A 25,604-nucleotide genomic window follows, 5' to 3' on the forward strand; every position below is an offset into this window, starting at 1 on the left:
GATCTTATTAACCTTTAAGCTGAGCCAAGGCGCGGTAATCCGCCCCCAGCGTGGCCTGTAAAACCTCTTTCGGATAATCGTCGGTCACCACTGCTTCGCCCATGTGGCGCAGCAGCACCAGGCGCAAACGACCGTCGATCACTTTCTTGTCAATTGCCATGTGCTCGAGAAAATCGGCTTCGGTCATCTCTTGCGGCGGGATGACCGGCAGGCCGGCCCGCTGGAACAGGCGAATACCGCGATCACGCTCCTGTTCGCTGATCCAGCCCAGGCGCGCGGACATCTCCAAAGCCATTACGGTGCCAGCAGCGACTGCTTCACCATGAAGCCAGACACCATAGCCCATGTGGGTTTCGATCGCGTGGCCAAAGGTGTGGCCCAGATTCAACGTGGCACGTACGCCCGTCTCTTTCTCGTCGGCACCGACCACCGCAGCCTTGGCCGCGCAGGAGCGTTCGATGGCGTAAGTCAGGGCGGTCTGGTCCAGCGCTCGCAGGCGATCGACGTTTTCTTCGAGCCAGGTCAGGAATGGCTCGTCGCAGATCAGCCCGTATTTGATGACTTCCGCCAGCCCGGCGGACAGTTCGCGGGGCGGCAGGGTGTTGAGGGTGGCGGTATCGATCAGCACCACGTTGGGCTGATAGAAGGCACCGACCATGTTCTTGCCCAGCGGGTGATTGATCCCGGTCTTGCCGCCCACCGAAGAGTCGACTTGCGACAACAACGTGGTTGGTATCTGGATGAAATCGACGCCTCGCTGGTAGCAGGCGGCCGCAAAACCGGCCATGTCACCGATTACACCGCCACCGAGGGCGATCACCGTGGTACGGCGATCGTGCCGTGCAGTCAGCAGGCCGTCGAAAATCAGTTGCAGGGTTTCCCAGGTCTTGAAGGCTTCGCCGTCGGGAAGCACCACGGAAATCACCGAGAACTGCGCGAGGCTGCGGGTCAGACGCTCCAGGTAGAGCGGCGCGACGGTCTCGTTGGAGATGATCGCTACTTGCCGCCCGCGGATATGCGGGGCCAGCAGCTCAGGCTGATCCAACAAACCTTCGCCAATATGAATCGGGTAGCTGCGCTCGCCTAGATCGACCTTGAGTGTCTGCATGTGTCCCCACAGTGAAGATGGAATCAGGCGTCCTGCCTTGAGTTTACGAATTCCATGGCGTCTGCTGGTGTGACGCCATTCGGTAGCCAGCTGCCACAACCTTGAGCGGCTGCGACAGGACGCCGAGGATAGCGCATTTCGCGCCGCGCATTAACGGGGCGGTAGCTGCTGCAAGCGTTCGAGGATATCGAGCACCACCATCCGCGGCGGCCGCTCATCGGTTTCAACCACCAGGTCGGCGATCTCCCGATACAGCGGATCACGGATCGCCAGCAAGTCCCGCAAGGTCTTCGCTGGATCGGCGGTGCGCAACAGTGGCCGATTGCGATCGCGAGCCGTTCGGCCGACCTGCTGCTCGACAGACGCATGCAGATACACCACCCGACCACCGGCGTGCAGCGCTCGACGATTGGCTTCGCGCATCACCGCGCCGCCACCGGTCGCCAACACCACGCCATCGAACTCGCACAGCTCGGCAATCATCGCCTGCTCGCGATCACGAAAGCCCGGCTCGCCTTCCTTATCGAAGATCCACGGGATATTGGCGCCCGTGCGCAGTTCAATTTCCTTATCGGAATCTTTGAACGGCAGGCGCAGCTCTTTGGCCAGCAACCGGCCGATGGTGCTTTTACCAGCCCCCATCGGTCCAACAAGAATCAAATTTCGCACAGAATCAATGACTCACAGCAATCGCCTGATTGTTCATGATACGCGGAGTGAGAAATACCAGCAGCTCGGATTTTTTCTCCGAAACCACGTCACGCCGGAAAAGGCGGCCAAGATACGGCACATCACCGAGAAATGGCACCTTATCTACAACCTTGCTCTGAGTATTTGAGAAAACCCCACCTATGACGATGGTCTCGCCGTCGTTGACCAACACCTTGGCGTTGACCTCGTTTTTCTTGATCGGCGGTACATCCTGCACTTTGTTCAGGTAGTCCGGTTCGTCCTTGGTGACTTTGACCTCCATGATGATGCGGTTGTCCGGCGTGATCTGCGGGGTCACTTCCAGGGACAGCGAAGCTTCCTTGAACGACACCGAGGTGGCGCCGCTGGAGCTGGCTTCCTGATAGGGAATCTCGGTGCCCTTGAGGATTTTCGCGGTTTCCTTGTCGGACGTGACTACCTTGGGCTGCGAGACAATTTCCCCGTTGCCGGTTTTCTCCATGGCCGAAAGTTCAAGGTCCAGCAGCACATTGTCGGTAATGAAGGCGATGCCGATCCCCGAGGTATTGGCAGAGGTTCCCAAGTCGACGAACGGCGAGTTGGTACTGGTGCTGCCCGGCGTACCAATAGTGGTCGAAGAGCCGTTGACCCCGGACGTGTTCCAGTTGCCCTTCTGCACCGAGCCGCCCCAGCGTACGCCGAGGCTTTTGTCATAGTCGACGTTGGCTTCGACGATGCGTGCCTCGATCATCACCTGACGCACCGGAATATCCAGTTGCGCAACAATGCGACGCAGTTCGTCGAGGCGATCCTGGGTCTGGTAGGCAATGATGTTGTTGGTTCGCTCATCAACCGTGATTGAACCTCGCTCGTCGACTTTCGCTTCGGCGCTGGTCACTGACTGGAACAGCTTGGCGATATCGGCGGCCTTGGCGTAATTGACCTGTAACAGCTCGCGACGCAGAGGCGCCAGTTCGGCGATCTGCTTCTGCGACTCCAGCTCCTGACGCTCTCGGGCAGCGATTTCATCGGCCGGCGCCACCAGCAGCACATTACCAATCTTGCGTTTATCCAGGCCTTTGGTTTTCAACACCAGATCCAGCGCCTGATCCCACGGCACATTCTGCAGGCGCAACGTGATGCCGCCCTGCACCGTGTCGCTGGCCACCAGATTGAGGTTGGTGAAGTCGGCGATCAGTTGCAGCACCGAGCGCACATCGATGTCCTGAAAATTCAGCGAGAGTTTTTCGCCGGTGTAGGCAAAGCGTTCGGCATTGCGTTTCTGCAAGTCATCGACAGTCATCGGCCGGATGCTGACGGTCAGTTTGTTGTCAGTCTGATAGGTCGAATAATCGAAGGCGCCACTGGGCTCGATACTGATAATGGCCCGGTCGCCCGTGGCGCTGGCGTTGACGAACTGCACCGGCGTGGCGAAATCCTTGACGTCGAGGCGTACGCGCAACCGTTCAGGCAGTTGGGTCTTGGTGAACCCGACGATGATTTTGCCATCGCGTTCCTGGATGTCCGGGGCGATGGAGGGATCCGACAGATCGATGACCACATTGCCCTCACCCTGGGTGCCGCGCTGGAAATCCACGCCCCGGATGGCTTTGCCCACGGGAGCACTGGCTCTGGCGGGCGCGGGTACCGCAGTGGCCGCGCGCGGTGCGCTGGCAATCGGTTTGGACGCCTTGTTACCGGCCGCCTGCCCGACGACCACAAACAGATTGTTGCCTTCGACGCGGGCGTTGTATGGCGTTAATTGAGTCAGGCTGATGATCAGCCGTGTGCGGTCCTTGGCCTCCACTACCGTGGCGCTGCGGGCATTGCCGCCGCCCAGGTCGCGATGCTTGTTCGCCAGCTGACTGGTGACCCCCGGCAGGTCCAGCGCAATCCGCGCAGGCTGCTCTGTCGTGTAACCGTGGGGCTGCGGCGGTGGTCCATCGAACGACAACTTCAACTCGACACGGTCACCGGGCAGCGCGGCGACATCCAGCGCTTTGAGGTTGGCCGCCACTACCATCGGCGACAGAAACGCTATCCATAGCGAAATACCGAAGGTTGAGAAAATCCTGTTCATTATTCGAGTTCCACTATGAGTGCTCTTTCAAAGGGATGGTTCGCGGCCGTTCCAGCCAGGCACCTTCGCCATCGGGAACGATTTCGACCACGTCGACTTGCGAACCGCTGATGGCGACGATCCGTCCATCGTTACGCCCCAGGTAATCGCCGACTTTCAGCCGATGCACGCCGCCCGCCCCGCGCAGCAGCGCGAAGGAACCGTTTGCATTGGAGAGGGTGCCGACCATTTCAAATTGCTCGATGTTGAAACCTTCGAGGTACTGCTTGACCCGGTTGGGGTCGGGTTTGACGTTGCGCGAGCCGTGTTTCTGCCCGGCCAGATCGACTCTGACCTGCCGGGAGAACGGGCTACGCAGGTTGGCAGCGTTGTAGGCGAATGTCGGGTAAGACCGGAATGTCGGCGTTGGTTCAATCTTGCCGGGTGCACGCAGGCGCACTTCGTTCAGGTAGGCGTCCAGGTCGCTGAAATCAGCGTCGCCGCCACAACCAGTGAGGAGAACCAGACACATAACCATCGACAGGCAACGAATCGGGCTCATTTCTGCAACCCCTTGTCGTTGTAGCGATAGGTCTTGGCAAGGATGCTCATGCGCAATTTCGGGCCGCCATCGGGATTGGCCGGTGCCAGGTCGAAGTCATGCAGGGTGACGATCCGCGGCAGCCCGGCCACGCCGCTGACGAAAGTGGCCAGGTCGTGATATGCGCCGGTGACGGTGATCCGGATAGGTAGCTCGATGTAGAACTGCTGGGTGACTTCCGGGAGCAGCTTGATCTCTTCGAACTCCAGGCCGCTGCCCAGGCCGGTGCGGGTGATGTCCTCCAGCAGGCCGGGCACTTCGGTGTCGCTGGGCAACTGCCGTAACAGCATGCCGAAGGAGTTCTCCATTTCCTTCATCTGCTGGGTATACAGCTCCAGATTCGCCGCCATGTGGGCCTTGGTCGCGAATTGCTCCTTGAGCGTCGACTCTTCCTCGCGCCTGAGTTCCAGGTGGTTTTGCAGATCGCTGATCAAGAAGCTGTAGCCCAGGGCCAGCACCAGAACCATCAGCAGGACACTCGCCAGGACCTTGATCGGCGCAGGCCAGGAGCCCATGTTGTTGGTGTCCAGATCGCTGATATCGATCTGGCGCAACCCTTCGAACCATTCGGACAGCTTCATTTAGCGCCCCCCACAACTGCGGGCTGAGTCTGACGGACGGTCAACTGAAAAACATTGGCCTGATCCAGCTGACCAGCGGTGGTTGCTTTGACCTCCGTAAGATTGGGCGCATCGAACCAGTCGGAGGCATCCAGATTGCGCATCAGATCCGAAACACGATTATTGGACTCCGCCGCGCCGGTGACGGACAACGTCTTGCCGACCATTTTCACTTCAGTGAAATAAACTCCGTCCGGCAAAGTACGCGCCAATTGATCGAAAATCCTCCCGCTGATCGGTCGGTTGCCTTGCAGGTCCTGAATAATGCGCATGCGCTCGACGAGTTGCTGTCGACGGGCCTTCAGGTCGCTGATTTGCTTGATCCGCTCGTCGACCACGGCAATCTGCTTGCTGATGTAATCGTTACGGGCGACTTGCCGATTAATGGCGCCGTTAAGGACCTGATCCGCGATCAGCAACGCCCCCACTGACCCCACCAGCACACCGACCAACGCCAGCAAAAAGCGTTTACGACGCCCTTCGCGCAACTCTTCACGCCAGGGTAATAGATTGATCCGCGCCATCAGTCGAAACTCCTGAGGGCCAGCCCGCAGGCGATCATCAGTGCCGGGGCATCACTCGCCAAGGCACCGGCGTTGACCTTGCTGCTCAGGGTCATGTCGGAAAATGGATTGGCGACCTGGGTCGGGGTACCCAGTCGCTGCTCGATCAATCGCTCCAGCCCGGGGACCGAGGCAGTGCCGCCGGCCAGGAGGATGTGATCGACCGAGTTGTATTGACCGGAGGCAAAGAAAAACTGTAACGAACGCGACACCTGCTGCACCAGCGCATCACGAAACGGCTGCAAGACCTCGCTGACATAATCGTCAGGCAAACCGCCCTGCTTCTTCGCCAGCCCCGCCTGCTCGACCGTCAGGCCATAACGACGCTGGATCTCTTCCGTCAGTTGACGGCCGCCGAACAATTGTTCGCGGGTGTAGATGATCCGCCCGTTGTGCAGCACGCTCAGGGTGGTCATGGTGGCGCCGATATCGACCACCGCCACGGTCAGACGCTCCTGAGAAGCGGCCAACTGGGTTGCCAGCAGGCCGAACGATCGCTCCAGGGCATAGGCTTCGACATCGACCACGCGTGCGGTCAACCCGGCCAGAGCCAGGGCCGCTTCACGGACTTCGACGTTTTCCTTGCGACACGCCGCCAGCAGCACATTGACCCGCTCGGGGTTGCGCGCCGACACGCCCTGCACTTCGAAGTCGATCGCCACTTCATCCAGTGGATAAGGGATGTACTGATCGGCCTCGATCTTCAGCTGGTTTTCCATCTCGTCGTCGGAAAGACCGGCGTCCATCTCGATGGTCTTGGTGATCACCGCCGAACCGGCCACCGCCACCGCGACGTTCCTGAGGCTGGTTTTGGCCTTGGCCAGCACGCGCGCAAGGGCCTGCCCCACGCCTTCGAGCTCGGCGATATTTTTCTCGACCACGGCACTGGCGGGCAGCGGTTCAACCGCATAGGCCTCGACCCGATAGCGGTCGCCCTGGCGACTTAGCTCCAATAGCTTCACCGACGTGGAGCTGATGTCGATCCCCAAAAGCGTATTGGCTTTTTTATTGAAGAGTCCTAGCACTACCAATTCCCTATGACTATCCGTGAGTTACGGACTCTGTAATATCCATTGCGTTCAATACCCCCCGTCTTGACAGAAGCGCAAATGACGCCCCCGACGGAAAAATGCTTATAATGCCGAGCGTTTTTTCCGCTTTCACTGCAAGCGCGGGTCATTCTCTGTATAGCCTGAACCCTGATGCCTAATTCATTCTTTGCCCTGGATATCCAAAAGCCTTGATTCGTCTGCTGAAATTTTTCGGTTGGTCCATCGTCGCCGTTTTCTGCGGACTGCTCCTGGGTCTGAGCGGCGCTTTTCTTTACCTTAGCCCCGGATTGCCATCCGTGGAGGCGCTGAGAAGTATTCAGTTGCAGATTCCTTTGCGGGTGTACAGCAGCGACAACAAATTGATCGCAGAATTTGGCGAAATGCGCCGTACGCCAATCCGTTTCGCCGACATTCCCCCCAATTTCATTAATGCGTTACTAAGTGCTGAAGACGACAATTTCGCCAACCACTACGGCGTCGATCCCAGCAGCCTGATGCGTGCCGCCACCCAGTTGGTAAAAAGCGGACACATTCAGTCCGGCGGCAGCACCATCACCATGCAGGTGGCGAAGAACTTCTTCCTGACCAGCGAACGCAGCTTCTCGCGCAAGACCACCGAAATCCTCCTGGCCCTGCAGATCGAACGGCAGTTGACCAAGGACGAGATCCTCGAGCTGTACGTCAACAAAATCTATCTGGGCAACCGCGCCTATGGCATCGAGGCGGCGGCGCAGGTCTATTACGGCAAGTCGATTCGTGACGTCAGCCTGGCGCAGATGGCGATGATCGCCGGCCTGCCAAAAGCCCCGTCGCGCTTTAACCCCCTGGCCAACCCGGCCCGCAGCAAGGAGCGCCGCGACTGGATCCTGGGGCGCATGTACAAGCTCGGCAAGATCACCGAAGCCGACTACACCACCGCGATCAATGAACCGCTGAACGCCAGCTACCATGTGCCGACTCCGGAAGTGAACGCACCGTACGTCGCCGAAATGGCCCGTGCCGAAATGGTCGGCCGCTATGGCAGCGATGCGTACACCGAAGGTTTCCGTGTCACCACCACGGTACCAAGCGATTTGCAGGAGATGGCCAACACCGCGGTTCACGAGGGCTTGATGACCTACGACCAACGGCACGGTTATCGCGGCCCCGAGTCACGCCTGCCAGGTAAAACCCGAGAGGCCTGGACTGTAGAGCTGACCAAGCAGCGGACCATCAGCAGCCTGGAACCGGCGATCGTGACCCAGGTCGACAAGAACGGCGTGCAGGTGCTGACCCGCTCCGGCGAAGAACACGTCGCCTGGGACACCATGAAGTGGGCTCGCCCCTTCCTGAATACCAACAGCATGGGCGCCAATCCGAAGCAGCCGTCGGATGTCGCGCAGGTCGGTGATCTGATTCGCGTGCAGCGTCAGCCAGACAATTCGCTCAAGTTCAGCCAGATCCCGCAAGCTCAGGGCGCACTGGTTTCCCTCGACCCGCAGAACGGCGCCATTCGTTCGCTGGTCGGCGGTTTCGCCTTCGAGCAGAGCAACTACAACCGCGCCATGCAGGCCAAGCGTCAGCCGGGTTCGAGCTTCAAGCCGTTCGTCTACAGCGCCGCCCTGGACAACGGTTATACCGCCGCCAGCCTGGTGAACGACGCACCGATCGTGTTCGTCGACGAGTACCTGGACAAGGTCTGGCGTCCGAAGAACGACACCAACACCTTCCTCGGCCCGATCCGCATGCGTGAAGCGCTCTACAAGTCGCGCAACCTGGTATCGATCCGCCTGCTGCAAGCGCTGGGTGTCGACCGCACCATCGACTACATCAGCAAATTCGGCTTCAACAAGCAGGACCTGCCGCGCAACCTGTCCCTGGCCCTGGGTACCGCGACCCTGACACCAATGGAAATCGCCACCGGCTGGAGCACCTTCGCCAACGGCGGCTACAAAATCACCCCGTACATCATCGACAAGATCGAAAGCCGCAACGGCGACACGCTATTCGTCGCCAACCCGCCGAGTGTTCCGAAAGGCGCCGTAGCCAGCGATGGCATCGCCGTGCCGGCCGCCGACACCTTCACGGTCAACGCCACTCCAGGCGCAACGCCGAGCGCCCAGCCAACGCCACAAACGCCAGCCGTGGCCGAGCGCATCGTCGATGGGCGCACCACTTACATCCTCAACAGCATGCTGGAGGACGTGATCAAACTCGGCACCGGTCGCCGTGCACTGGCCTTGGGCCGCAGCGACATCGCGGGCAAGACCGGCACCACCAACGAATCCAAGGACGCCTGGTTCTCCGGCTACAACGCCGATTACGTGACCACCGTCTGGACTGGTTTCGACCAACCGGAAAGCCTGGGCAAACGCGAGTTCGGTGGCACCGTTGCCTTGCCGATCTGGATGAACTACATGGCGGCGGCCCTTAAAGACAAGCCGCCTCACACCCAGGCGGAGCCAGAAGGCATCCTCAGCCTGCGGGTTGACCCGATCAGCGGCCGTGCCGCCAGCCCTGGCACGCCAGGCGCCTACTTCGAACTGTTCAAGGCCGAAGACACACCACCGTCGGTGAACGAGCTGGGTAACGGCAATGTCCCGGGCAGCCCGCTGCCAGCGGATGAGGCAGCGCCGATCGATTTGTTCTGATCGTGTAGCGCAACGCAAAAGCCCCGCCTTCGAAAGAAGAGCGGGGCTTTTTATATCGGGGTTTTCTGTCCCGGCCCCTTCGCGGGCAAGCCTCGCTCCTACAGGGGTCCTGCCATACCTGATATCACGAGCAACGCATATCCGTAGGAGCGAGGCTTGCCCGCGAAGAGGCCCTCAAAGACACCACAAATACCGCAGGCAATAAAAAGCCCCGACTCGCGAGAGCCGGGGCTTTTGGTTGAAGCGCTACAACGGCTTAGCCGTTGAACACGTCATCCACGCTTTTCAGCGGGTAGTTCTTCGGATACGGCAGGGTCGCCACACCGGTCTCGATCGCAGCCTTGGCCACGGCATCGGAGATCAGGGTGATCAGACGGGCATCCATTGGTTTCGGAATGATGTACTCACGACCGAATTCCAGCTTGATGCCGCCGTAGGCGTCGCACACTTCCTGAGGCACTGGCAGCTTGGCCAGTTCACGCAGGGCGTTGGCGGCAGCCACTTTCATTTCTTCGTTGATGCGCTTGGCGCGAACGTCCAGGGCACCACGGAAGATGAACGGGAAGCCCAATACGTTGTTGACCTGGTTCGGGTAGTCCGAACGGCCGGTGGCCATGATCACGTCGTTACGGGTGGCGTGAGCCAGTTCCGGGGAGATTTCCGGATCCGGGTTCGAGCACGCGAACACGATCGGGTTGGCCGCCATGGACTTCAGGCCTTCAGCGCTCAGCAGGTTCGGGCCGGACAGGCCAACGAACACGTCAGCGCCTTCCAGCGCGTCAGCCAGGGTGCGTTTCTCGGTCGCGTGAGCGAACACAGCCTTGTACTGGTTCAGGTCGTCACGGCCGGAGTGGATCACGCCGGTACGGTCAACCATGTAGATGTTTTCGATGTTGGCGCCCATGCTCACCAGCAATTTCATGCAGGAGATGGCCGCGGCACCGGCGCCCAGGCAGACGATTTTGGCGTCAGCCAGGGTTTTGCCAGCGATTTCCAGGGCGTTGATCATGCCGGCCGCAGTAACGATTGCGGTGCCGTGCTGGTCATCGTGGAATACCGGAATATCGCACTGCTCGATCAGAGCGCGTTCGATCTCAAAGCACTCAGGTGCCTTGATGTCTTCCAGGTTGATGCCACCGAAGGTGATGGAGATACGCTTGACGGTGTCGATGAAGGCTTGCGGGCTTTCGGAGTCGACTTCGATGTCGAACACGTCAATGCCGGCGAAGCGCTTGAACAGCACACCCTTACCTTCCATAACCGGCTTGGAAGCCAATGGGCCGAGGTTACCCAGGCCGAGAATCGCGGTGCCATCGGAAATGACTGCAACCAGGTTGCCCTTGCCGGTGTATTTGTAGGCCAGTTCAGGATCGCGGGCGATTTCGCGTACTGGTTCGGCTACGCCGGGGCTGTAGGCCAGCGACAGATCGCGGGCGGTAGCGGTGGCCTTGGTGAGCTCGACACTCAGCTTCCCTGGACGGGGATGGGCGTGATATTCGAGAGCGGCAGTTTTCAGATCAGACATATGGGCATTCCGCTTTTTACTGTTGGACAGACGGACCGCCGAGGATACTCGCCTCGCAAAGTCCTCACAAGACTGACCAGTCACCCCTGTCAAGCGCCCGGCCCTACGACTTTGGGCCAAGAGCCACGGAACACAAGGGATAGACTGTTCACAATTAATAGAAAAAATGTCTACAATTTTTTCTTACGGTGCTGCCTGCAACATCGCCGGATCGGTCAGCGGCAGCAGCCAGCGCGCCTGCCCCGGCTTCAACCCGCCGCGACGCGAACGATCCACCACCCAGCCACGAGCCTCGATTTGCTTGCCTTTGAGCTTTTCAAGCGATGCGACATCGAATTGATCCAGCAAATTGGGTGCAACCCGCAATACAACCGAATCCTGCAACTCGATCCAAACCCCGCCGCGATTGCGCTGAACCTTGCTCACACGACCGCTGAGCATGGCGAAGCCGGACGCGCTGATCTGCTCCGCTTTCAGTACAGGTGATTGTCGCCATAGCCCGAGACCCGCCCGACGAGCACTGCGTTCGGCCACTTGCTGGCAGGCGACCAAATCGACATTCGGTGCCACCGCCACCTGAAAACCGAGGCCCTCGGCGAGCATCTGCGCTTCAAGGTTGGCACCATCGACGCCATAGACATGGGCCAGGGTACGGCCGTAATGGTCCTTGCTTTCTTTACCCGGCAGCAAACCGACCCGCCCGTCGCTGGCGGCAACCAGAGCTTCAAGGCGCTTGCGCGCGGCCACGGCGAACGGCTCGTCAGAACGCCCCTGCTTGCCCAACTCCGGCGTATTCAAACCGATCATGCGCACGCTGCGACCATCGCGCAGGCGCAAGGTGTCGCCATCCACCACCCGCTGCACCGCGACCGACGTCAGACCGCTCGGTGCCGGGCAGAAGGCCTGGGCAGCGGAAAGCCAAATCGCGGACACAAAAAAGGCGCCCGCGAGGGACGCCTTTTTCATCAGCAAGGAAAAGCCCATCGGGCCTTTCAACCTTACTCTGCAGCAGCAGGAGCTTTCTTGCCGAAAGCGCCGAAACGGTCTGCGAAGCGCTGTACACGGCCGCCAGTATCCAGAGTCTTCTGCTTACCGGTGTAGAACGGGTGGCATTCGTTGCATACATCGATCGCCAGAGGCTTGGCCAGGTTCGAACGAGTTTCGAACTTGTTGCCACAGCTGCAGGTAACTGCGGTGATTTCGTATGTTGGATGGATATCGGCTTTCATGATGTATTCCTCAGGCTAGCGTGCCGCCACTCAACACCATTGTTGAATACCGCACGTAATTAGGCCGCGGATTCTACCAGACCTTTGCAATCACGCAAGCTGTCCCTTACACCGACCGTCTGCTAGGCTCCCGGCCCAAAGCGCCGTCCCTGTAGGAGCGAGCCTGCTCGCGAAAGCGGTGTGTCAGACGACATGAATGCTGACTGACATTCCCTTTTCGCGAGCAGGCTCGCTCCCACAGGGCCATGGCCCTGCTGTTTATTTTCCGCTTATCGAGACTCCCCCGCGTGCCCAACGCCATTTTGCGCCTCGCCCTGCCTTCGCCCCTGCGCCGCCTGTTCGACTACCGCGCGCCGGCCGGAGTCCTGCGTGCCCAGTTGCACCCTGGCATGCGCTTGCGGGTGCCGTTTGGCAGGCGAGAGATGATCGGGATTCTGGTGGAGATCACCGACACCAGTGAAGTACCGGCAGAAAAACTCAAACCGGCCCTGGCGCTGCTCGACGCCACGCCGCCCCTGCCGCCAGCGCTGTTCAAACTGTGCCTGTGGACTTCCCAGTATTACCAGCACAGCCTCGGCGACACGTTGAGCTGGGCGCTGCCAGTGTTGTTGCGTCAGGGTGAACTGGCCGAAGCGCGCCAGGAGCGTTTTTGGTCCGCCGCACCCGGCGCCAGCCTTGATGATCCGCGCATCGCCCGCGCACCGAGACAACGTGAAGCCCTGGCGACCCTGGCCCAGCACCCCCATGGTGTCGCTCATCAGTTGCTGAGCAAATTGATGCTGAGCAAGGACAGCCTCGATCTGTTGCTGGCCAAGGATCTGGTGCAAGTAGAAATCCGCAAGCACGCGCCCGGTGTGCGCCACGAACACTGGCTAGCGCAACCGGAGCTGCCGCTCAACCCGGAGCAGCGCGCCGCTTACGAAGCGATTCGCGCCGGATTCGACAGTTATCACGCGTTCCTGCTGGCCGGTGTCACCGGCAGTGGCAAGACCGAAGTCTATTTGCAGCTGATCCGCGAAACCCTCGAGGCCGGTAAGCAAGCCCTGGTGCTGATCCCGGAGATCAACCTCGGCCCGCAAACCCTGGCGCGCTTCGAGCAGCGCTTCAATGCGCGCATCGCGCTGATCCACTCCGCGGTCAATGACCGCGAACGCCTGGAAGCCTGGCTGGCGGCACGAGATGGCGAGGCCGACATTATTATCGGTACCCGTTCGGCACTGTTCACGCCGATGAAAAACCCAGGTCTGATCATCATCGATGAAGAACACGACGGCTCTTATAAACAGCAGGAAGGCCTGCGCTACCACGCCCGCGACCTGGCACTGGTCCGCGCCCGGCAGGAAAACATCCCGATTGTCCTCGGATCTGCCACCCCTTCGCTGGAAAGCCTGCAAAACGCCTACACCGGTCGTTACGGTCTCTTACGTCTGAATGAGCGGGCCGGTGGCGCCAAGCAACCGCGTTTCCTGCGCCTGGACGTGAAAAGTCGTCCGCTGGACAGCGGCATTTCCGGGCCGATGCAACAAGCTATCGGTCAGACCCTGGCCGCCGGCCAGCAGGTGCTGGTGTTCCTCAACCGCCGAGGGTTCGCCCCGACGCTGCTCTGCCACGACTGCGGCTGGATGTCTGAATGCCAGCGCTGCGACGCACGAATGACCGTGCACCAGCGCTCCGGTGAACTGCGTTGCCACCATTGTGGCTACGTCGAACGAGTGCCTCGGCATTGCCCGAAGTGCGGCAAAGTCGATTTGCGGCCCGTGGGTGCCGGTACCGAGCGCGCCGAAGAACGCCTGGGGATTCTGTTTCCGCACGTCCCGGTGCTGCGGGTCGACCGCGACAGCACTTCACGCAAAGACGCGATGAATCAACTGTTCGCCACCATTCAGAAAGGCCAGCCGTGCATTCTGGTCGGCACACAGATGCTTGCCAAAGGGCACCACTTTCCACGGGTGACCCTGGTGTCGATTCTCGATGCCGACGGCGGGCTGTTCTCCGGCGATTTCCGCGCCAGCGAACGCATGGCACAGTTGATCGTCCAGGTCGCCGGGCGCGCGGGGCGGGCCGAAGAGCCGGGCAAAGTGATTATCCAGACGCACCTGGCGGACCATCCGCTGCTGGTGCAACTGACCGAACAAGGCTATTTCGCCTTTGCCGAACAGGCGTTGAGCGAACGCCGCTCCGCAGGGCTTCCGCCGTTTGCGCATCTCGCGCTGCTGCGGGCCGAAGCGCATAAACCGGGGCAAGCCGAAGGCTTCCTCGATGAAGCGTGCAGCGAGGCCGAGCGTTTGCTGACCGAGCAGAACCTGAGCGGGATTGAGTTGCTGGGGCCAGTGCCTGCGCCGATGGAGCGCCGGGCCGGGCGTTATCGCGCACAGTTGTTGCTGCAAGCGACGGCCCGGGCACCGCTGCATCGATTGCTGAGCAGTTGGTTGCTGGTTTTGGAGCAGATGCCGAGTGGGCGGGCGGTGCGTTGGTCTTTGGATGTGGATCCGGTCGATTTGTATTGAATTCAAGATTGCTATCGCGGGCAAGCCCGGCTCCCACAGGGATCTGCGTTGTTCACATGCTCTACGTCATACCACTTACCCTGTGGGAGCGAGCCTGCTCGCGATGGGGCCCGATTTGTCACCACATATCCATAACCTGCCCGCTATAGTTGGCAAGCCCGTCTTCGCAACGGATAATGCCCAGTTTTTCCACCAGCGCATCGAAGCGCCGCCGCGCTTGCGGTCGAAAGAGCAGACCATGAAAGACACCATTCGCCAGCTGATCCAACAAGCCATCACCCAACTCGTCAACGAAGGTGTGTTGCCTGAAGGCCTGTCGCCGGCGATCCAGGTGGAAAACTCTCGCGACAAGAAAAACGGCGACTTCGCCAGCAACATCGCCATGATGCTGGCCAAACCGGCGGGTATGAAACCCCGTGACCTGGCCGAGAAAATCATCGCCGCGCTGCCGGCTGACGAGAACGTCACCAAGACCGAAATCGCCGGCCCTGGCTTCCTGAACTTCTTCCAGAACACTCAAGCCCTGGCGACCCGCCTGGACGCGGCGCTGGCCGACGACCACATCGGCGTACGCAAGGCCGGCCCGGTGCAGCGCACCGTGGTTGACCTGTCGGCCCCGAACCTGGCCAAGGAGATGCACGTCGGCCATTTGCGCTCGACCATCATCGGCGACGGCGTGGCCCGGGTTCTGGAATTCCTCGGCGACGAAGTGATCCGCCAGAACCACGTTGGCGACTGGGGCACCCAGTTCGGCATGCTGATGGCTTATCTGCAGGAAAACCCGATCACCAGCGACGAGCTGTCGGACCTGGAAAACTTCTACCGCGCCGCCAAGCAACGCTTCGACGAGTCCGCCGAGTTCGCTGATCGCGCCCGTGGCCTGGTGGTCAAGCTGCAAGCCGGCGACCCGGACTGCCTGGCGCTGTGGACCAAGTTCAAAGACATCTCGCTGTCGCACTGCCAGAAAATCTACGAACTGCTGAACGTCAAACTGACCATGGCCGACGTAATGGGTGAAAGCGCCTATAACGACGACCTGATCAACGTGGTCAACGACCTCAAGGCCGCTGGCCTGCTGGTCGAGAGCAACGGCGCTCAATGCGTGTTCCTCGACGAGTTCAAGAACGCCGATGGCGACCCGCTGCCAGTGATCATCGTCAAGGCCGACGGCGGTTACCTCTACGCCACCACCGACCTGGCGGCCGTGCGTTATCGCAGCGGCGTGCTGAAGGCCGATCGTGCGCTGTATTTCGTCGACCAGCGCCAGGCCCTGCACTTCCAGCAAGTGTTCCAGGTCGCGCGCCTGGCCGGTTTCGTGACGCACCCGATGGAAATGGAACACATGGGCTTCGGCACCATGAACGGCGCCGACGGCCGTCCGTTCAAGACCCGTGATGGCGGCACCGTGAAGTTGATCGACCTGCTGACCGAAGCACAGGAACGCGCCTACACGCTGGTGAAAGAGAAGAACCCGACGCTTGCCGAAGACGAGTTGCGCAACATCGCCAAGGTCGTGGGCATCGGCGCCGTGAAATACGCCGATCTGTCCAAGCACCGCACCAGCGACTACAGCTTCAACTTCGACCTGATGCTGAACTTCGAAGGCAACACCGCGCCGTATCTGCTGTACGCCTACACTCGGGTGGCCGGCGTGTTCCGCAAGCTTGGCAAGGATTTCAGCGAAGTCGAAGGGCAGATCGTCCTCGAAGCGCCGCACGAACATGAGCTGGCGGCGAAACTCGCGCAGTTCGGCGAGATCCTGAATAACGTGTCCGACAAAGGCACGCCGCACATCCTCTGCACCTACCTGTACGATGTTGCCGGCCTGTTCTCCAGCTTCTACGAGAACTGCCCGATCCTCGGCGCCGACACCCCGGTGCAAATGCAGAGCCGTCTGCGCCTCGCCGCGCTGACCGGCCGCACCCTCAAGCAAGGCCTGGAACTCTTGGGTCTGGAAACTCTGGAGCGTATGTAAGTTGGCTGCCAAGAAAAAACCAGCACCCAAGCGTGGCGCCAGCCGTTACCAAGCTCCTGCAAAGCAACCGATCCCGGGCTGGCTGTGGATGGCTATCGGCCTGACGGTCGGCGCGTTCATTGTGTTCCTGATGAAGCTGGAGCCGGGCAAGGGCAGCGATACCGTCAAGCGCGAGAAGATCGAGCAGCAGAAAGCCACCAAGATCGCCGAGGCCAACAAGACCCCGCCGAGCCCGACGCAACCGGTGAAGCCGAAGTACGACTTCTACACTTTGCTGCCGGAATCGGAAGTCATTGTGCCGCCGGACGCGGTACCGGAGAAAACCCTGCCGACGCCACAAGTGCCGGCCATTCCGACCACGCCGGTGACGCCAGAGCAAGCGGCGAAGATCGACACCGCCCGGGCTCAAGCGGCATTAGCCGGCATCACCCCACCGCCAGCACCGCCCGTGGCGAAAGCTGCGCCGGTGACCAAGTTCTTCCTGCAGGCGGGTTCGTTCCGCAAGGAAGCCGATGCCGACAAGGTGCGTGCGCAGATCATCTTGCTGGGGCAGGCCGTGGCGGTTGAATCCGGCACGGTGAAGGACGAGACCTGGTATCGGGTGCTGGTCGGTCCGTTCAGCAACCGCGAACAGCTGACCACCGCCCAGAAGCAACTGGCGGGTAGCGGCTTCAGCAACCTGTTGTTACAACAACGCCAGAGTCGCTGATTCGGTCAGGGGCATTGCGTCATCGTTCTTCGCGGGCAAGCCTCGCTCCTACAGGAGCAGGCGTCAGAGCCGCTGATTTCGCCAGGGACACCGCGTCATCGTTCTTCGCGGGCAAGCCTCGCTCCTACAGGATCACGTAAATCTCTGTAGGAGCGAGGCTTGCCCGCGAAGGCGCCCGAACAGACAACACCCCCATCCCTGCCCTACACCGCTCGTCCCCTCTCCCGCCCTACAGTTGAAAAACGCTCTACCACCCCCATATGAGTTGGCATAAGGCATTTTCGCCCCGCTGCGTGGAGACTCTCCCTTGACCACCATCGTTTCAGTTCGCCGCCACGGCAAAGTCGTCATGGGCGGCGACGGCCAGGTTTCGCTCGGCAATACCGTGATGAAAGGCAACGCGAAGAAAGTTCGTCGCCTCTACCACGGCCAGGTTATCGCCGGTTTTGCCGGGGCCACCGCTGACGCCTTCACCCTCTTCGAGCGTTTCGAAGGCCAGCTTGAGAAACATCAGGGCCACCTGGTTCGCGCCGCCGTCGAACTCGCCAAAGAATGGCGCACCGACCGCTCCCTGAGCCGCCTCGAAGCCATGCTCGCGGTCGCCAACAAAGATGCCTCCCTGATCATCACCGGCAACGGTGACGTGGTTGAGCCCGAAGAAGGCCTGATCGCCATGGGTTCCGGCGGCGGTTACGCCCAGGCCGCCGCGAGTGCCCTGCTGAAGAAAACCGATTTGTCGGCCCGGGAAATCGTCGAAACCGCCTTGGGCATCGCTGGCGACATCTGCGTGTTCACCAACCACACCTTCACCATTGAGGAGCAGGACCTCGCTGAGTAAGCCTGTTTTGGCCTAGCGCCACGGCTCACTTTTGCTTGAGGACCGCCAATTATTATGCCCATGACCCCCCGTGAAATCGTCCACGAACTCAATCGCCATATCATCGGCCAGGACGATGCCAAACGCGCCGTCGCCATCGCCTTGCGTAACCGCTGGCGCCGCATGCAGCTGCCCGAAGAGCTGCGCGTCGAAGTTACCCCCAAGAACATCCTGATGATCGGCCCGACCGGTGTCGGTAAAACCGAGATCGCCCGTCGCCTGGCCAAGCTCGCCAACGCGCCGTTCATCAAAGTCGAAGCGACCAAGTTCACCGAAGTGGGCTACGTTGGCCGTGACGTCGAATCGATCATTCGTGATCTGGCCGACGCCGCGATCAAACTGCTGCGCGAACAGGAAATGACCAAGGTTCGCCACCGCGCCGAAGACGCTGCCGAAGAACGCATCCTCGACGCCTTGCTGCCACCGGCACGCATGGGCTTCAGCAACGAGGACTCCGCACCGTCGGCCGATTCCAACACCCGTCAGCTGTTCCGCAAGCGCCTGCGTGAAGGTCAGCTGGATGACAAGGAGATCGAAATCGAAGTGGCCGAAGTGGCCGGCGTCGATATCTCCGCGCCACCGGGCATGGAAGAAATGACCAACCAGCTGCAGAGCCTGTTCGCCAACATGGGCAAGGGCAAGCGCAAAAACCGCAAGCTCAAGGTCAAGGAAGCGCTGAAACTGGTTCGCGACGAAGAAGCCGGTCGCCTGGTCAACGAAGAAGAATTGAAGGCCAAGGCCCTGGAGGCCGTTGAGCAGCACGGCATCGTGTTCATCGACGAAATCGACAAGGTCGCCAAGCGCGGCAATTCCGGTGGCATCGACGTGTCCCGTGAAGGCGTACAGCGTGACTTGCTGCCGCTGATCGAAGGCTGCACCGTCAACACCAAACTGGGCATGGTCAAGACTGACCACATCCTGTTCATCGCTTCCGGTGCGTTCCACCTGAGCAAGCCGAGCGATCTGGTGCCTGAGCTGCAAGGTCGCCTGCCGATTCGGGTCGAGCTCAAGGCCCTGAGCCCGGAAGATTTCGAGCGCATCCTCAGCGAGCCACATGCATCGCTCACCGAGCAGTACTGTGCACTGCTGAAAACCGAAGGGCTGCTCATCGAATTCCTGCCGGACGGCATCAAGCGTCTCGCCGAGATCGCCTGGCAGGTCAACGAGAAAACCGAAAACATCGGTGCCCGTCGCCTGCACACCCTGCTCGAGCGCCTGCTCGAAGAGGTGTCGTTCAGCGCCGGTGATCTGGCCAGCACCCACGAGGACAAGCCGATCCTGATCGATGCCGATTACGTCAACAGCCACTTGGGCGAATTGGCGCAGAACGAAGACCTGTCCCGTTATATCCTGTAAGCCATACTTACAGTGGTAGCGGACCCTGTGGGAGCGGGCTTGCTCGCGAAGAGGCCGTAACATTCAACATCTGTGTTGACTGTTACACCGCTTTCGCGAGCAAGCCCGCTCCCACATTTGAACTGTGGTGTTTTGCAGATCAGGTTCCACCAGGTCTCCCACACAGACGGACTGCCAGCCATGACCCAACTCCCCACCGACATCAAACTCCACAAAGCCTCGAAAACCCTGTCACTCAAATACGCGTCCGGCGAGGAATATCACCTGCCCGCCGAGTTCCTTCGCGTGCATTCTCCTTCCGCCGAAGTCCAGGGCCACGGCAAACCTATCCTGCAATTTGGCAAGATCGGCGTCGGCCTGAGCAAGGTCGAACCGGCCGGTCAGTACGCACTGAAATTGACCTTCGACGACGGCCACGACAGCGGCTTGTTCACTTGGGAATATCTGTACCAGCTGGCAGTGCGCCAGGAAGATCTCTGGAACGATTATCTTGCGGAACTCAAAGCGGCTGGAAAGACCCGTGATCCGAATGAGTCGGTCGTCAAGCTGATGCTCTAGCTCAGGCCTCTGGCTATTTAGAGGGCATTTTCTAATTCCATCTGTTTGAATGCTTCGCTGCGGTGGCAACGATTGGCCCGCTTGCGAAAAAAATTAAACTCGGGTAACCAATGGAGCTGGCAAGTTCCGTGCAGTGCTCTCTGAACTAAAAAAGCAGCGATGCGCAATTTACAGTCACCCGAGCAGTAGTACTTGGCGTGCTGTGTGATTACACAGCTGGACTCAGGTACTCGTCTCAGGACAATGGAGCGTCGTAGATGAGTAACAAGCTTAACGATGACTTGAAATTTCAGGCTTCGGAAAATACCTTGGGGCTGAATCCTGTTGTTGGACTACGTAGAAAGGATCTCTTGGGCTCTGCCCGCATGGTGCTTAGCCAGGCCATCAGACAACCCATCCACAGTGCCAGGCATGTCGCCCATTTCGGCATCGAACTCAAGAACGTGCTGCTCGGAAAATCCGAGCTTCAACCGCAAAGTGATGACCGTCGCTTCCTTGACCCGGCGTGGAGTCAGAACCCGCTCTACAAACGTTATTTGCAAACTTATCTGGCATGGCGCAAAGAGCTTCACGCCTGGATCGATGACAGCAACCTGTCGCCAAAGGACGTCGCTCGCGGGCATTTCGTGATCAACCTCATGACCGAAGCCATGGCCCCGACCAACACGGCGGCCAACCCGGCGGCGGTCAAACGCTTCTTCGAAACCGGTGGCAAGAGCCTGCTCGACGGCCTCTCCCATCTGGCCAAGGATCTGGTGCACAACGGTGGCATGCCGAGCCAGGTCAACATGGGTGCATTCGAAGTCGGCAAGAGCCTGGGCGTAACCGAAGGCGCAGTGGTGTTTCGCAACGACGTGCTGGAGCTGATCCAGTACCGACCGATCACCGAGCAGGTGCATGAACGCCCGCTGCTGGTGGTGCCGCCACAGATCAACAAGTTCTACGTTTTCGACCTGAGCCCGGACAAGAGCCTGGCGCGCTTCTGCCTGCGCAACAACGTGCAGACGTTCATCGTCAGCTGGCGCAACCCGACCAAGGAGCAGCGCGAGTGGGGTCTGTCGACCTATATCGAAGCGCTCAAGGAAGCGGTCGACGTGGTCACTGCGATTACCGGCAGCAAAGACGTGAACATGCTCGGCGCCTGCTCCGGCGGCATTACCTGCACCGCCCTGCTGGGTCACTACGCAGCGATCGGCGAGAAGAAGGTCAACGCCCTCACCCTGTTGGTCAGCGTACTGGACACCACCCTGGACAGCGATGTGGCCCTGTTCGTCGACGAGCAGACCCTCGAAGCCGCCAAGCGCCATTCCTACCAGGCCGGTGTGCTGGAAGGTCGCGACATGGCGAAAGTCTTCGCCTGGATGCGCCCCAACGACCTGATCTGGAACTACTGGGTCAACAACTACTTGCTGGGTAATGAGCCGCCGGTTTTCGACATTCTGTTCTGGAACAACGACACCACCCGGTTGCCGGCGGCGTTCCATGGCGACCTGATCGAGATGTTCAAAAACAACCCATTGATCCGTCCCGATGCCCTGGAAGTGTGCGGCACGGCGATCGACCTCAAGCAGGTAACCGCCGACATCTTTTCCCTGGCCGGTACCAACGATCACATCACACCGTGGAAGTCCTGCTACAAATCCGCGCAGCTGTTCGGCGGCAAGGTCGAGTTCGTGTTGTCCAGCAGCGGGCATATCCAGAGCATTCTGAACCCTCCGGGCAATCCGAAAGCACGCTACATGACCAGCACCGACATGCCGGTCAAAGCCGAAGAGTGGATGGAAAACTCCACCAAGCACACCGATTCCTGGTGGTTGCATTGGCAGGCGTGGCAGGCCGAGCGTTCGGGCAAACTGAAGAAATCCCCCGCCAACCTTGGCAACAAGGCCTATCCAGCGGGCGAAGCTTCGCCAGGTACTTACGTGCATGAACGTTGAGCTTCAAATAACTCGCAGTCCGCGGCACTGGGAGGTGCCGCGATCTCTATCGATTACTCTCGAGGCCAACCTCGAACATTCTGCGACGGCCCGGGACGGCCCGATCAGCGTTTAAACCTACAGGGCTCTGTGCATGCCGCAACCGTTCGTCTTTCGTACCGTCAACCTGGATGGCCAGACCCTCCGCACTGCGGTACGCCCCGGCAAGCCTCACTTGACGCCCTTGCTGATTTTCAACGGCATCGGCGCCAACCTGGAGCTGATATTCCCGTTCGTCCAGGCTCTGGATCCGGACCTGGAAGTCATCGCCTTCGACGTACCCGGCGTCGGCGGTTCATCGACTCCCAATCGCCCGTATCGCTTTGCGGGCCTGGCGAAACTCACGGCGCGAATGCTCGACTATCTCGATTACGGGCAAGTCAACGTGATTGGCGTTTCGTGGGGTGGCGCTCTGGCGCAGCAATTCGCCCATGACTATCCCGAGCGCTGCAAGAAGCTGGTGCTGGCGGCCACAGCGGCCGGCGCCGTGATGGTTCCGGGCAAGCCGAAAGTGCTGTGGATGATGGCCAGCCCACGGCGCTACATCCAGCCATCGCATGTGATCCGCATCGCACCGATGATTTATGGCGGCTCGTTCCGTCGTGATCCGACCCTGGCTGCCAGTCACGCCGCCAGGGTTCGTTCGGCAGGCAAACTCGGTTATTACTGGCAGCTGTTCGCCGGCCTCGGCTGGACCAGCATTCACTGGCTGCACAAAATCCACCAACCAACCCTGGTGCTGGCTGGCGACGACGATCCACTGATCCCGCTGATCAACATGCGCATGCTGGCTTGGCGAATTCCCAATGCCCAATTGCACATCATCGACGACGGCCATCTGTTTTTGATTACCCGGGCCGAAGCGGTGGCACCGATCATCATGAAGTTTCTTGAGGAGGAACGTCAGCGCGCAGTCATGCATCCGCATCCGGCGCCATCGGGCGGTTAACCGATCCCGACTTTTGTTTATGAAAAGGAGTCGGCAGGAGGCCGTGCCGCGCAACAACCCGCAACAACGTCTATGGTGTTTTGTTCGGGTGTGTTTGTTTTTGGCCTGATGACGAAGGAGTGTTGACTCATGCGCGACAAACCAGCGAAGGGCTCGTTGCCCACTCCCGCTGCATTCATCAATGCACAAAGTGCGGTTACCGGTCTGCGCGGCCGGGACCTGCTTTCGACCTTGCGCAGCCTGGCCACCCACGGCCTGCGCAACCCGGTGTATACGGCCCGGCATGCCTTGAAGCTGGGCGGCCAGCTGGGCCGCGTATTGTTGGGTGAAACCCTGCACCCGACCAACCCGCAGGACAGTCGCTTTGCCGACCCGACGTGGAGCCTCAATCCTTTTTATCGCCGCAGCCTGCAGGCCTATCTGAGCTGGCAGAAAGAAGTCAAAAACTGGATCGACGAAAGCAACATGAGCCCGGACGATCGTGCCCGCGCCCACTTTGCCTTTGCCTTGATCAACGACGCTGTGGCGCCGTCCAACACGCTGCTCAATCCGCTGGCGATCAAGGAGTTTTTCAACTCCGGCGGCAACAGTCTGGTGCGGGGTATCGGCCATCTGCTCGACGACCTTATGCACAACCACGGCCTGCCAAGACAAGTCACCAAACAAGCATTCGAGGTGGGCAAAACGGTCGCTACCACCACCGGCTCCGTGGTGTTTCGCAATGAGCTGCTGGAGCTGATCCAGTACAAGCCGATGAGCGAAAAACAGTATTCAAAACCGTTGTTGATCGTGCCGCCGCAGATCAACAAGTTCTACATTTTCGACTTGAGCCCGAGCAACAGCTTCGTCCAGTTCGCCCTTAAAAACGGTTTGCAGACCTTCATTATCAGCTGGCGCAATCCCGATGTGCGTCATCGCGAATGGGGGTTGTCGTCTTACGTCGAAGCCGTCGAAGAAGCGATGAACGTGTGCCGGGCGATCACCGGCGCTCGCGAGGTCAACCTGATGGGGGCCTGTGCCGGCGGGCTGACCATCGCCGCGCTGCAAGGGCATTTGCAGGCCAAGCGGCAGCTACGACGGGTGTCCAGTGCGACCTACCTGGTCAGCATGCTCGACAGCCAGATAGACAGCCCGGCCACCCTCTTCGCCGACGAACAGACGCTGGAAGCGGCCAAGCGCCGCTCGTATCAGAAGGGCGTTCTTGAAGGTCGTGACATGGCCAGGGTGTTTGCCTGGATGCGCCCCAACGATTTGATCTGGAATTACTTCGTCAATAACTACCTGCTCGGCAAGGAGCCGCCGGCGTTCGACATCCTCTACTGGAACAATGACAACACGCGGCTGCCGGCAGCATTTCATGGTGATCTGCTGGACTTCTTCAAGCACAACCCGCTGAGTCATCCTGGCGGGCTGGAAGTGTGCGGCACGCCGATCGACCTGCAGAAAGTCACCGTCGACAGTTTCAGCGTGGCGGGCATGAATGATCACATCACCCCATGGGATGCGGTGTATCGCTCGACATTGCTGCTGGGTGGCGAGCGGCGCTTCGTGCTGTCCAACAGCGGTCATGTGCAGAGCATTCTCAACCCGCCTCACAATCCGAAAGCCAACTACGTCGAGAATCCGAAACTGAGCAGCGACCCGCGAGCCTGGTATTACGATGCCAAGCGCGTCGACGGTAGCTGGTGGACGCAATGGCTGGGCTGGATTCAGGAACGCTCCGGCGCACAACGTGAAACCCAGATGGCCCTCGGCAACCAGAACTATCCACCGATGGAGGCGGCACCCGGTACTTACGTGCGCGTGCGCTGACGTTCAACGAACCACGGCCGCCCATGGCCGTGGCATGACTCGACCATTAAGAAGACTGGATGAAAACCCGCGACCGGATTCTCGAATGTGCCCTGCAGTTGTTCAATCAGAAGGGCGAACCGAATGTGTCCACCATGGAAGTGGCCAACGAAATGGGCATCAGCCCGGGCAACCTCTACTACCATTTCCACGGCAAGGAACCGCTGATTCTCGGGTTGTTCGAGCGTTTCCAGGCCGAATTGACGCCCTTGCTCGATCCGCCGTCCGATGTGGAATTGGCGCCCGAAGATTACTGGCTGTTCCTGCACCTGATCATCGAACGCCTGGCCCACTACCGGTTTCTGTTCCAGGACCTGTCGAACCTTGCCGGCCGCCTGCCGAAACTGGCCAAGGGGATACGCAACCTGCTCAATGCGTTGAAGCGCACACTGGCTTCATTGCTGGCACAGTTGAAAGCTCAAGGTCAGTTGGTCAGTGACACACAGGCGCTGGGGCAGCTGGTGGAACAAATCACCATGACGTTGCTGTTCTCGCTGGACTATCAGCGGATTCTCGACCGTGAAGGTGAAGTGCGACTGGTGGTGTATCAGATCATGATGCTGGTGGCGCCGCACTTGCTGCCGCCGATCAAGGTTGCGACCGAGCGGTTGGCATTGCAGTACCTCGAAGAGCACGACTAATGCTGTGGGAGCGGGCTTGCTCGCGAAAGCTATTCATCATTCAACATTGATGTCGATTGACCCACCGCTTTCGCGAGCAAGCCCGCTCCCACATTGGATTTGTGGTGCTTTCCAGAATCCATGCACAATCGGCATAGGGGACGGCCTTC

At 59.9% G+C, this 25,604-nt stretch carries 21 protein-coding genes; 11 read left to right on the forward strand and 10 right to left on the reverse strand.

Features of this window, described 5'->3' with window-relative positions:
* Positions 1–7: 7 nt before the first annotated feature.
* The 7 genes from aroB to PMI30_RS16975 form a co-directional block, all read right to left on the reverse strand.
* On the reverse strand, positions 8–1,108 hold the full coding sequence (aroB, locus tag PMI30_RS17005; protein WP_008009204.1) for a 3-dehydroquinate synthase: 1,101 nt from the start codon (positions 1,106–1,108) through the stop codon (positions 8–10).
* Between the two features lie 150 nt (positions 1,109–1,258).
* Positions 1,259–1,777 (reverse strand): shikimate kinase AroK, encoded by a 519-nt coding sequence (gene aroK, locus PMI30_RS17000; protein WP_032835309.1) that lies wholly within the window; start codon positions 1,775–1,777, stop codon positions 1,259–1,261.
* Positions 1,778–1,781: 4 nt separating this feature from the next.
* Entirely contained in the window at positions 1,782–3,857 is a 2,076-nt protein-coding gene (gene pilQ, locus PMI30_RS16995) for a type IV pilus secretin PilQ (RefSeq protein ID WP_008009208.1), read from the reverse strand.
* 13 nt (positions 3,858–3,870) lie between these two features.
* Positions 3,871–4,398 (reverse strand): pilus assembly protein PilP, encoded by a 528-nt coding sequence (locus tag PMI30_RS16990; protein WP_008009210.1) that lies wholly within the window; start codon positions 4,396–4,398, stop codon positions 3,871–3,873.
* Positions 4,395–5,018, reverse strand: a complete 624-nt coding sequence (pilO, locus tag PMI30_RS16985; protein ID WP_008009212.1) for a type 4a pilus biogenesis protein PilO — start codon at positions 5,016–5,018, stop codon at positions 4,395–4,397. The genes PMI30_RS16990 and pilO overlap by 4 nt, the downstream gene beginning before the upstream one ends.
* Positions 5,015–5,581: a PilN domain-containing protein gene (locus PMI30_RS16980; RefSeq protein WP_008009214.1), complete on the reverse strand. Its 567-nt coding sequence runs from the start codon at positions 5,579–5,581 to the stop codon at positions 5,015–5,017. Before PMI30_RS16980 ends, pilO begins: the two co-directional genes overlap by 4 nt.
* A complete protein-coding gene (locus tag PMI30_RS16975; RefSeq protein WP_007899221.1) occupies positions 5,581–6,645 on the reverse strand; it encodes a pilus assembly protein PilM in 1,065 nt (354 codons plus the stop codon). Before PMI30_RS16975 ends, PMI30_RS16980 begins: the two co-directional genes overlap by 1 nt.
* 218 nt (positions 6,646–6,863) lie before the next feature.
* Here PMI30_RS16975 and PMI30_RS16970 point away from each other — a divergent pair, with 218 nt between their 5' ends.
* Positions 6,864–9,302 carry a penicillin-binding protein 1A gene (locus tag PMI30_RS16970; protein ID WP_443216302.1) on the forward strand — a complete coding sequence of 813 codons (2,439 nt, stop codon included), beginning with the start codon at positions 6,864–6,866 and terminating at the stop codon, positions 9,300–9,302.
* Between the two features lie 256 nt (positions 9,303–9,558).
* On the opposite strand, the gene PMI30_RS16965 is transcribed toward PMI30_RS16970, so the two are convergent.
* From PMI30_RS16965 to rpmE, 3 genes are all read right to left on the reverse strand, one after another.
* The gene (locus PMI30_RS16965) at positions 9,559–10,827 is read right to left on the reverse strand and encodes a malic enzyme-like NAD(P)-binding protein (RefSeq protein WP_007899225.1); all 1,269 of its coding nucleotides are present in this window, start codon (positions 10,825–10,827) and stop codon (positions 9,559–9,561) included.
* A 183-nt stretch (positions 10,828–11,010) separates the two neighbouring features.
* Positions 11,011–11,811, reverse strand: a complete 801-nt coding sequence (locus PMI30_RS16960) for a thermonuclease family protein (RefSeq protein ID WP_008009219.1) — start codon at positions 11,809–11,811, stop codon at positions 11,011–11,013.
* Positions 11,812–11,825: 14 nt separating this feature from the next.
* On the reverse strand, positions 11,826–12,056 hold the full coding sequence (rpmE, locus tag PMI30_RS16955; protein WP_007899231.1) for a 50S ribosomal protein L31: 231 nt from the start codon (positions 12,054–12,056) through the stop codon (positions 11,826–11,828).
* Between the two features lie 287 nt (positions 12,057–12,343).
* On the opposite strand from rpmE, the gene PMI30_RS16950 reads away from it, so the two are divergent.
* From PMI30_RS16950 to PMI30_RS16905, 10 genes are all read left to right on the forward strand, one after another.
* Entirely contained in the window at positions 12,344–14,563 is a 2,220-nt protein-coding gene (locus PMI30_RS16950) for a primosomal protein N' (RefSeq protein ID WP_032835319.1), read from the forward strand.
* Between the two features lie 238 nt (positions 14,564–14,801).
* A complete protein-coding gene (gene argS / locus PMI30_RS16945; protein WP_032835321.1) occupies positions 14,802–16,538 on the forward strand; it encodes an arginine--tRNA ligase in 1,737 nt (578 codons plus the stop codon).
* Position 16,539: 1 nt separating this feature from the next.
* Positions 16,540–17,247 carry an SPOR domain-containing protein gene (locus tag PMI30_RS16940; RefSeq protein WP_008009226.1) on the forward strand — a complete coding sequence of 236 codons (708 nt, stop codon included), beginning with the start codon at positions 16,540–16,542 and terminating at the stop codon, positions 17,245–17,247.
* A 307-nt stretch (positions 17,248–17,554) separates the two neighbouring features.
* Entirely contained in the window at positions 17,555–18,085 is a 531-nt protein-coding gene (gene hslV / locus PMI30_RS16935; protein WP_007899242.1) for an ATP-dependent protease subunit HslV, read from the forward strand.
* A gap of 54 nt (positions 18,086–18,139) precedes the next feature.
* Positions 18,140–19,480, forward strand: coding sequence for an ATP-dependent protease ATPase subunit HslU (gene hslU, locus PMI30_RS16930; RefSeq protein WP_008009228.1), 1,341 nt, complete (start codon positions 18,140–18,142; stop codon positions 19,478–19,480).
* Between the two features lie 180 nt (positions 19,481–19,660).
* Positions 19,661–20,038 (forward strand): gamma-butyrobetaine hydroxylase-like domain-containing protein, encoded by a 378-nt coding sequence (locus PMI30_RS16925; RefSeq protein WP_008009230.1) that lies wholly within the window; start codon positions 19,661–19,663, stop codon positions 20,036–20,038.
* Between the two features lie 257 nt (positions 20,039–20,295).
* Positions 20,296–21,975, forward strand: a complete 1,680-nt coding sequence (phaC, locus tag PMI30_RS16920) for a class II poly(R)-hydroxyalkanoic acid synthase (protein WP_008009232.1) — start codon at positions 20,296–20,298, stop codon at positions 21,973–21,975.
* A 133-nt stretch (positions 21,976–22,108) separates the two neighbouring features.
* On the forward strand, positions 22,109–22,963 hold the full coding sequence (gene phaZ / locus PMI30_RS16915) for a poly(3-hydroxyalkanoate) depolymerase (protein WP_007899255.1): 855 nt from the start codon (positions 22,109–22,111) through the stop codon (positions 22,961–22,963).
* Between the two features lie 129 nt (positions 22,964–23,092).
* The gene (gene phaC, locus PMI30_RS16910) at positions 23,093–24,775 is read left to right on the forward strand and encodes a class II poly(R)-hydroxyalkanoic acid synthase (protein ID WP_007899256.1); all 1,683 of its coding nucleotides are present in this window, start codon (positions 23,093–23,095) and stop codon (positions 24,773–24,775) included.
* Positions 24,776–24,834: 59 nt separating this feature from the next.
* A complete protein-coding gene (locus tag PMI30_RS16905) occupies positions 24,835–25,455 on the forward strand; it encodes a TetR/AcrR family transcriptional regulator (protein ID WP_008009235.1) in 621 nt (206 codons plus the stop codon).
* Positions 25,456–25,604 lie beyond the last annotated feature (149 nt).

This window comes from Pseudomonas sp. GM50 (assembly GCF_000282375.1).
Lineage (GTDB): Bacteria > Pseudomonadota > Gammaproteobacteria > Pseudomonadales > Pseudomonadaceae > Aquipseudomonas.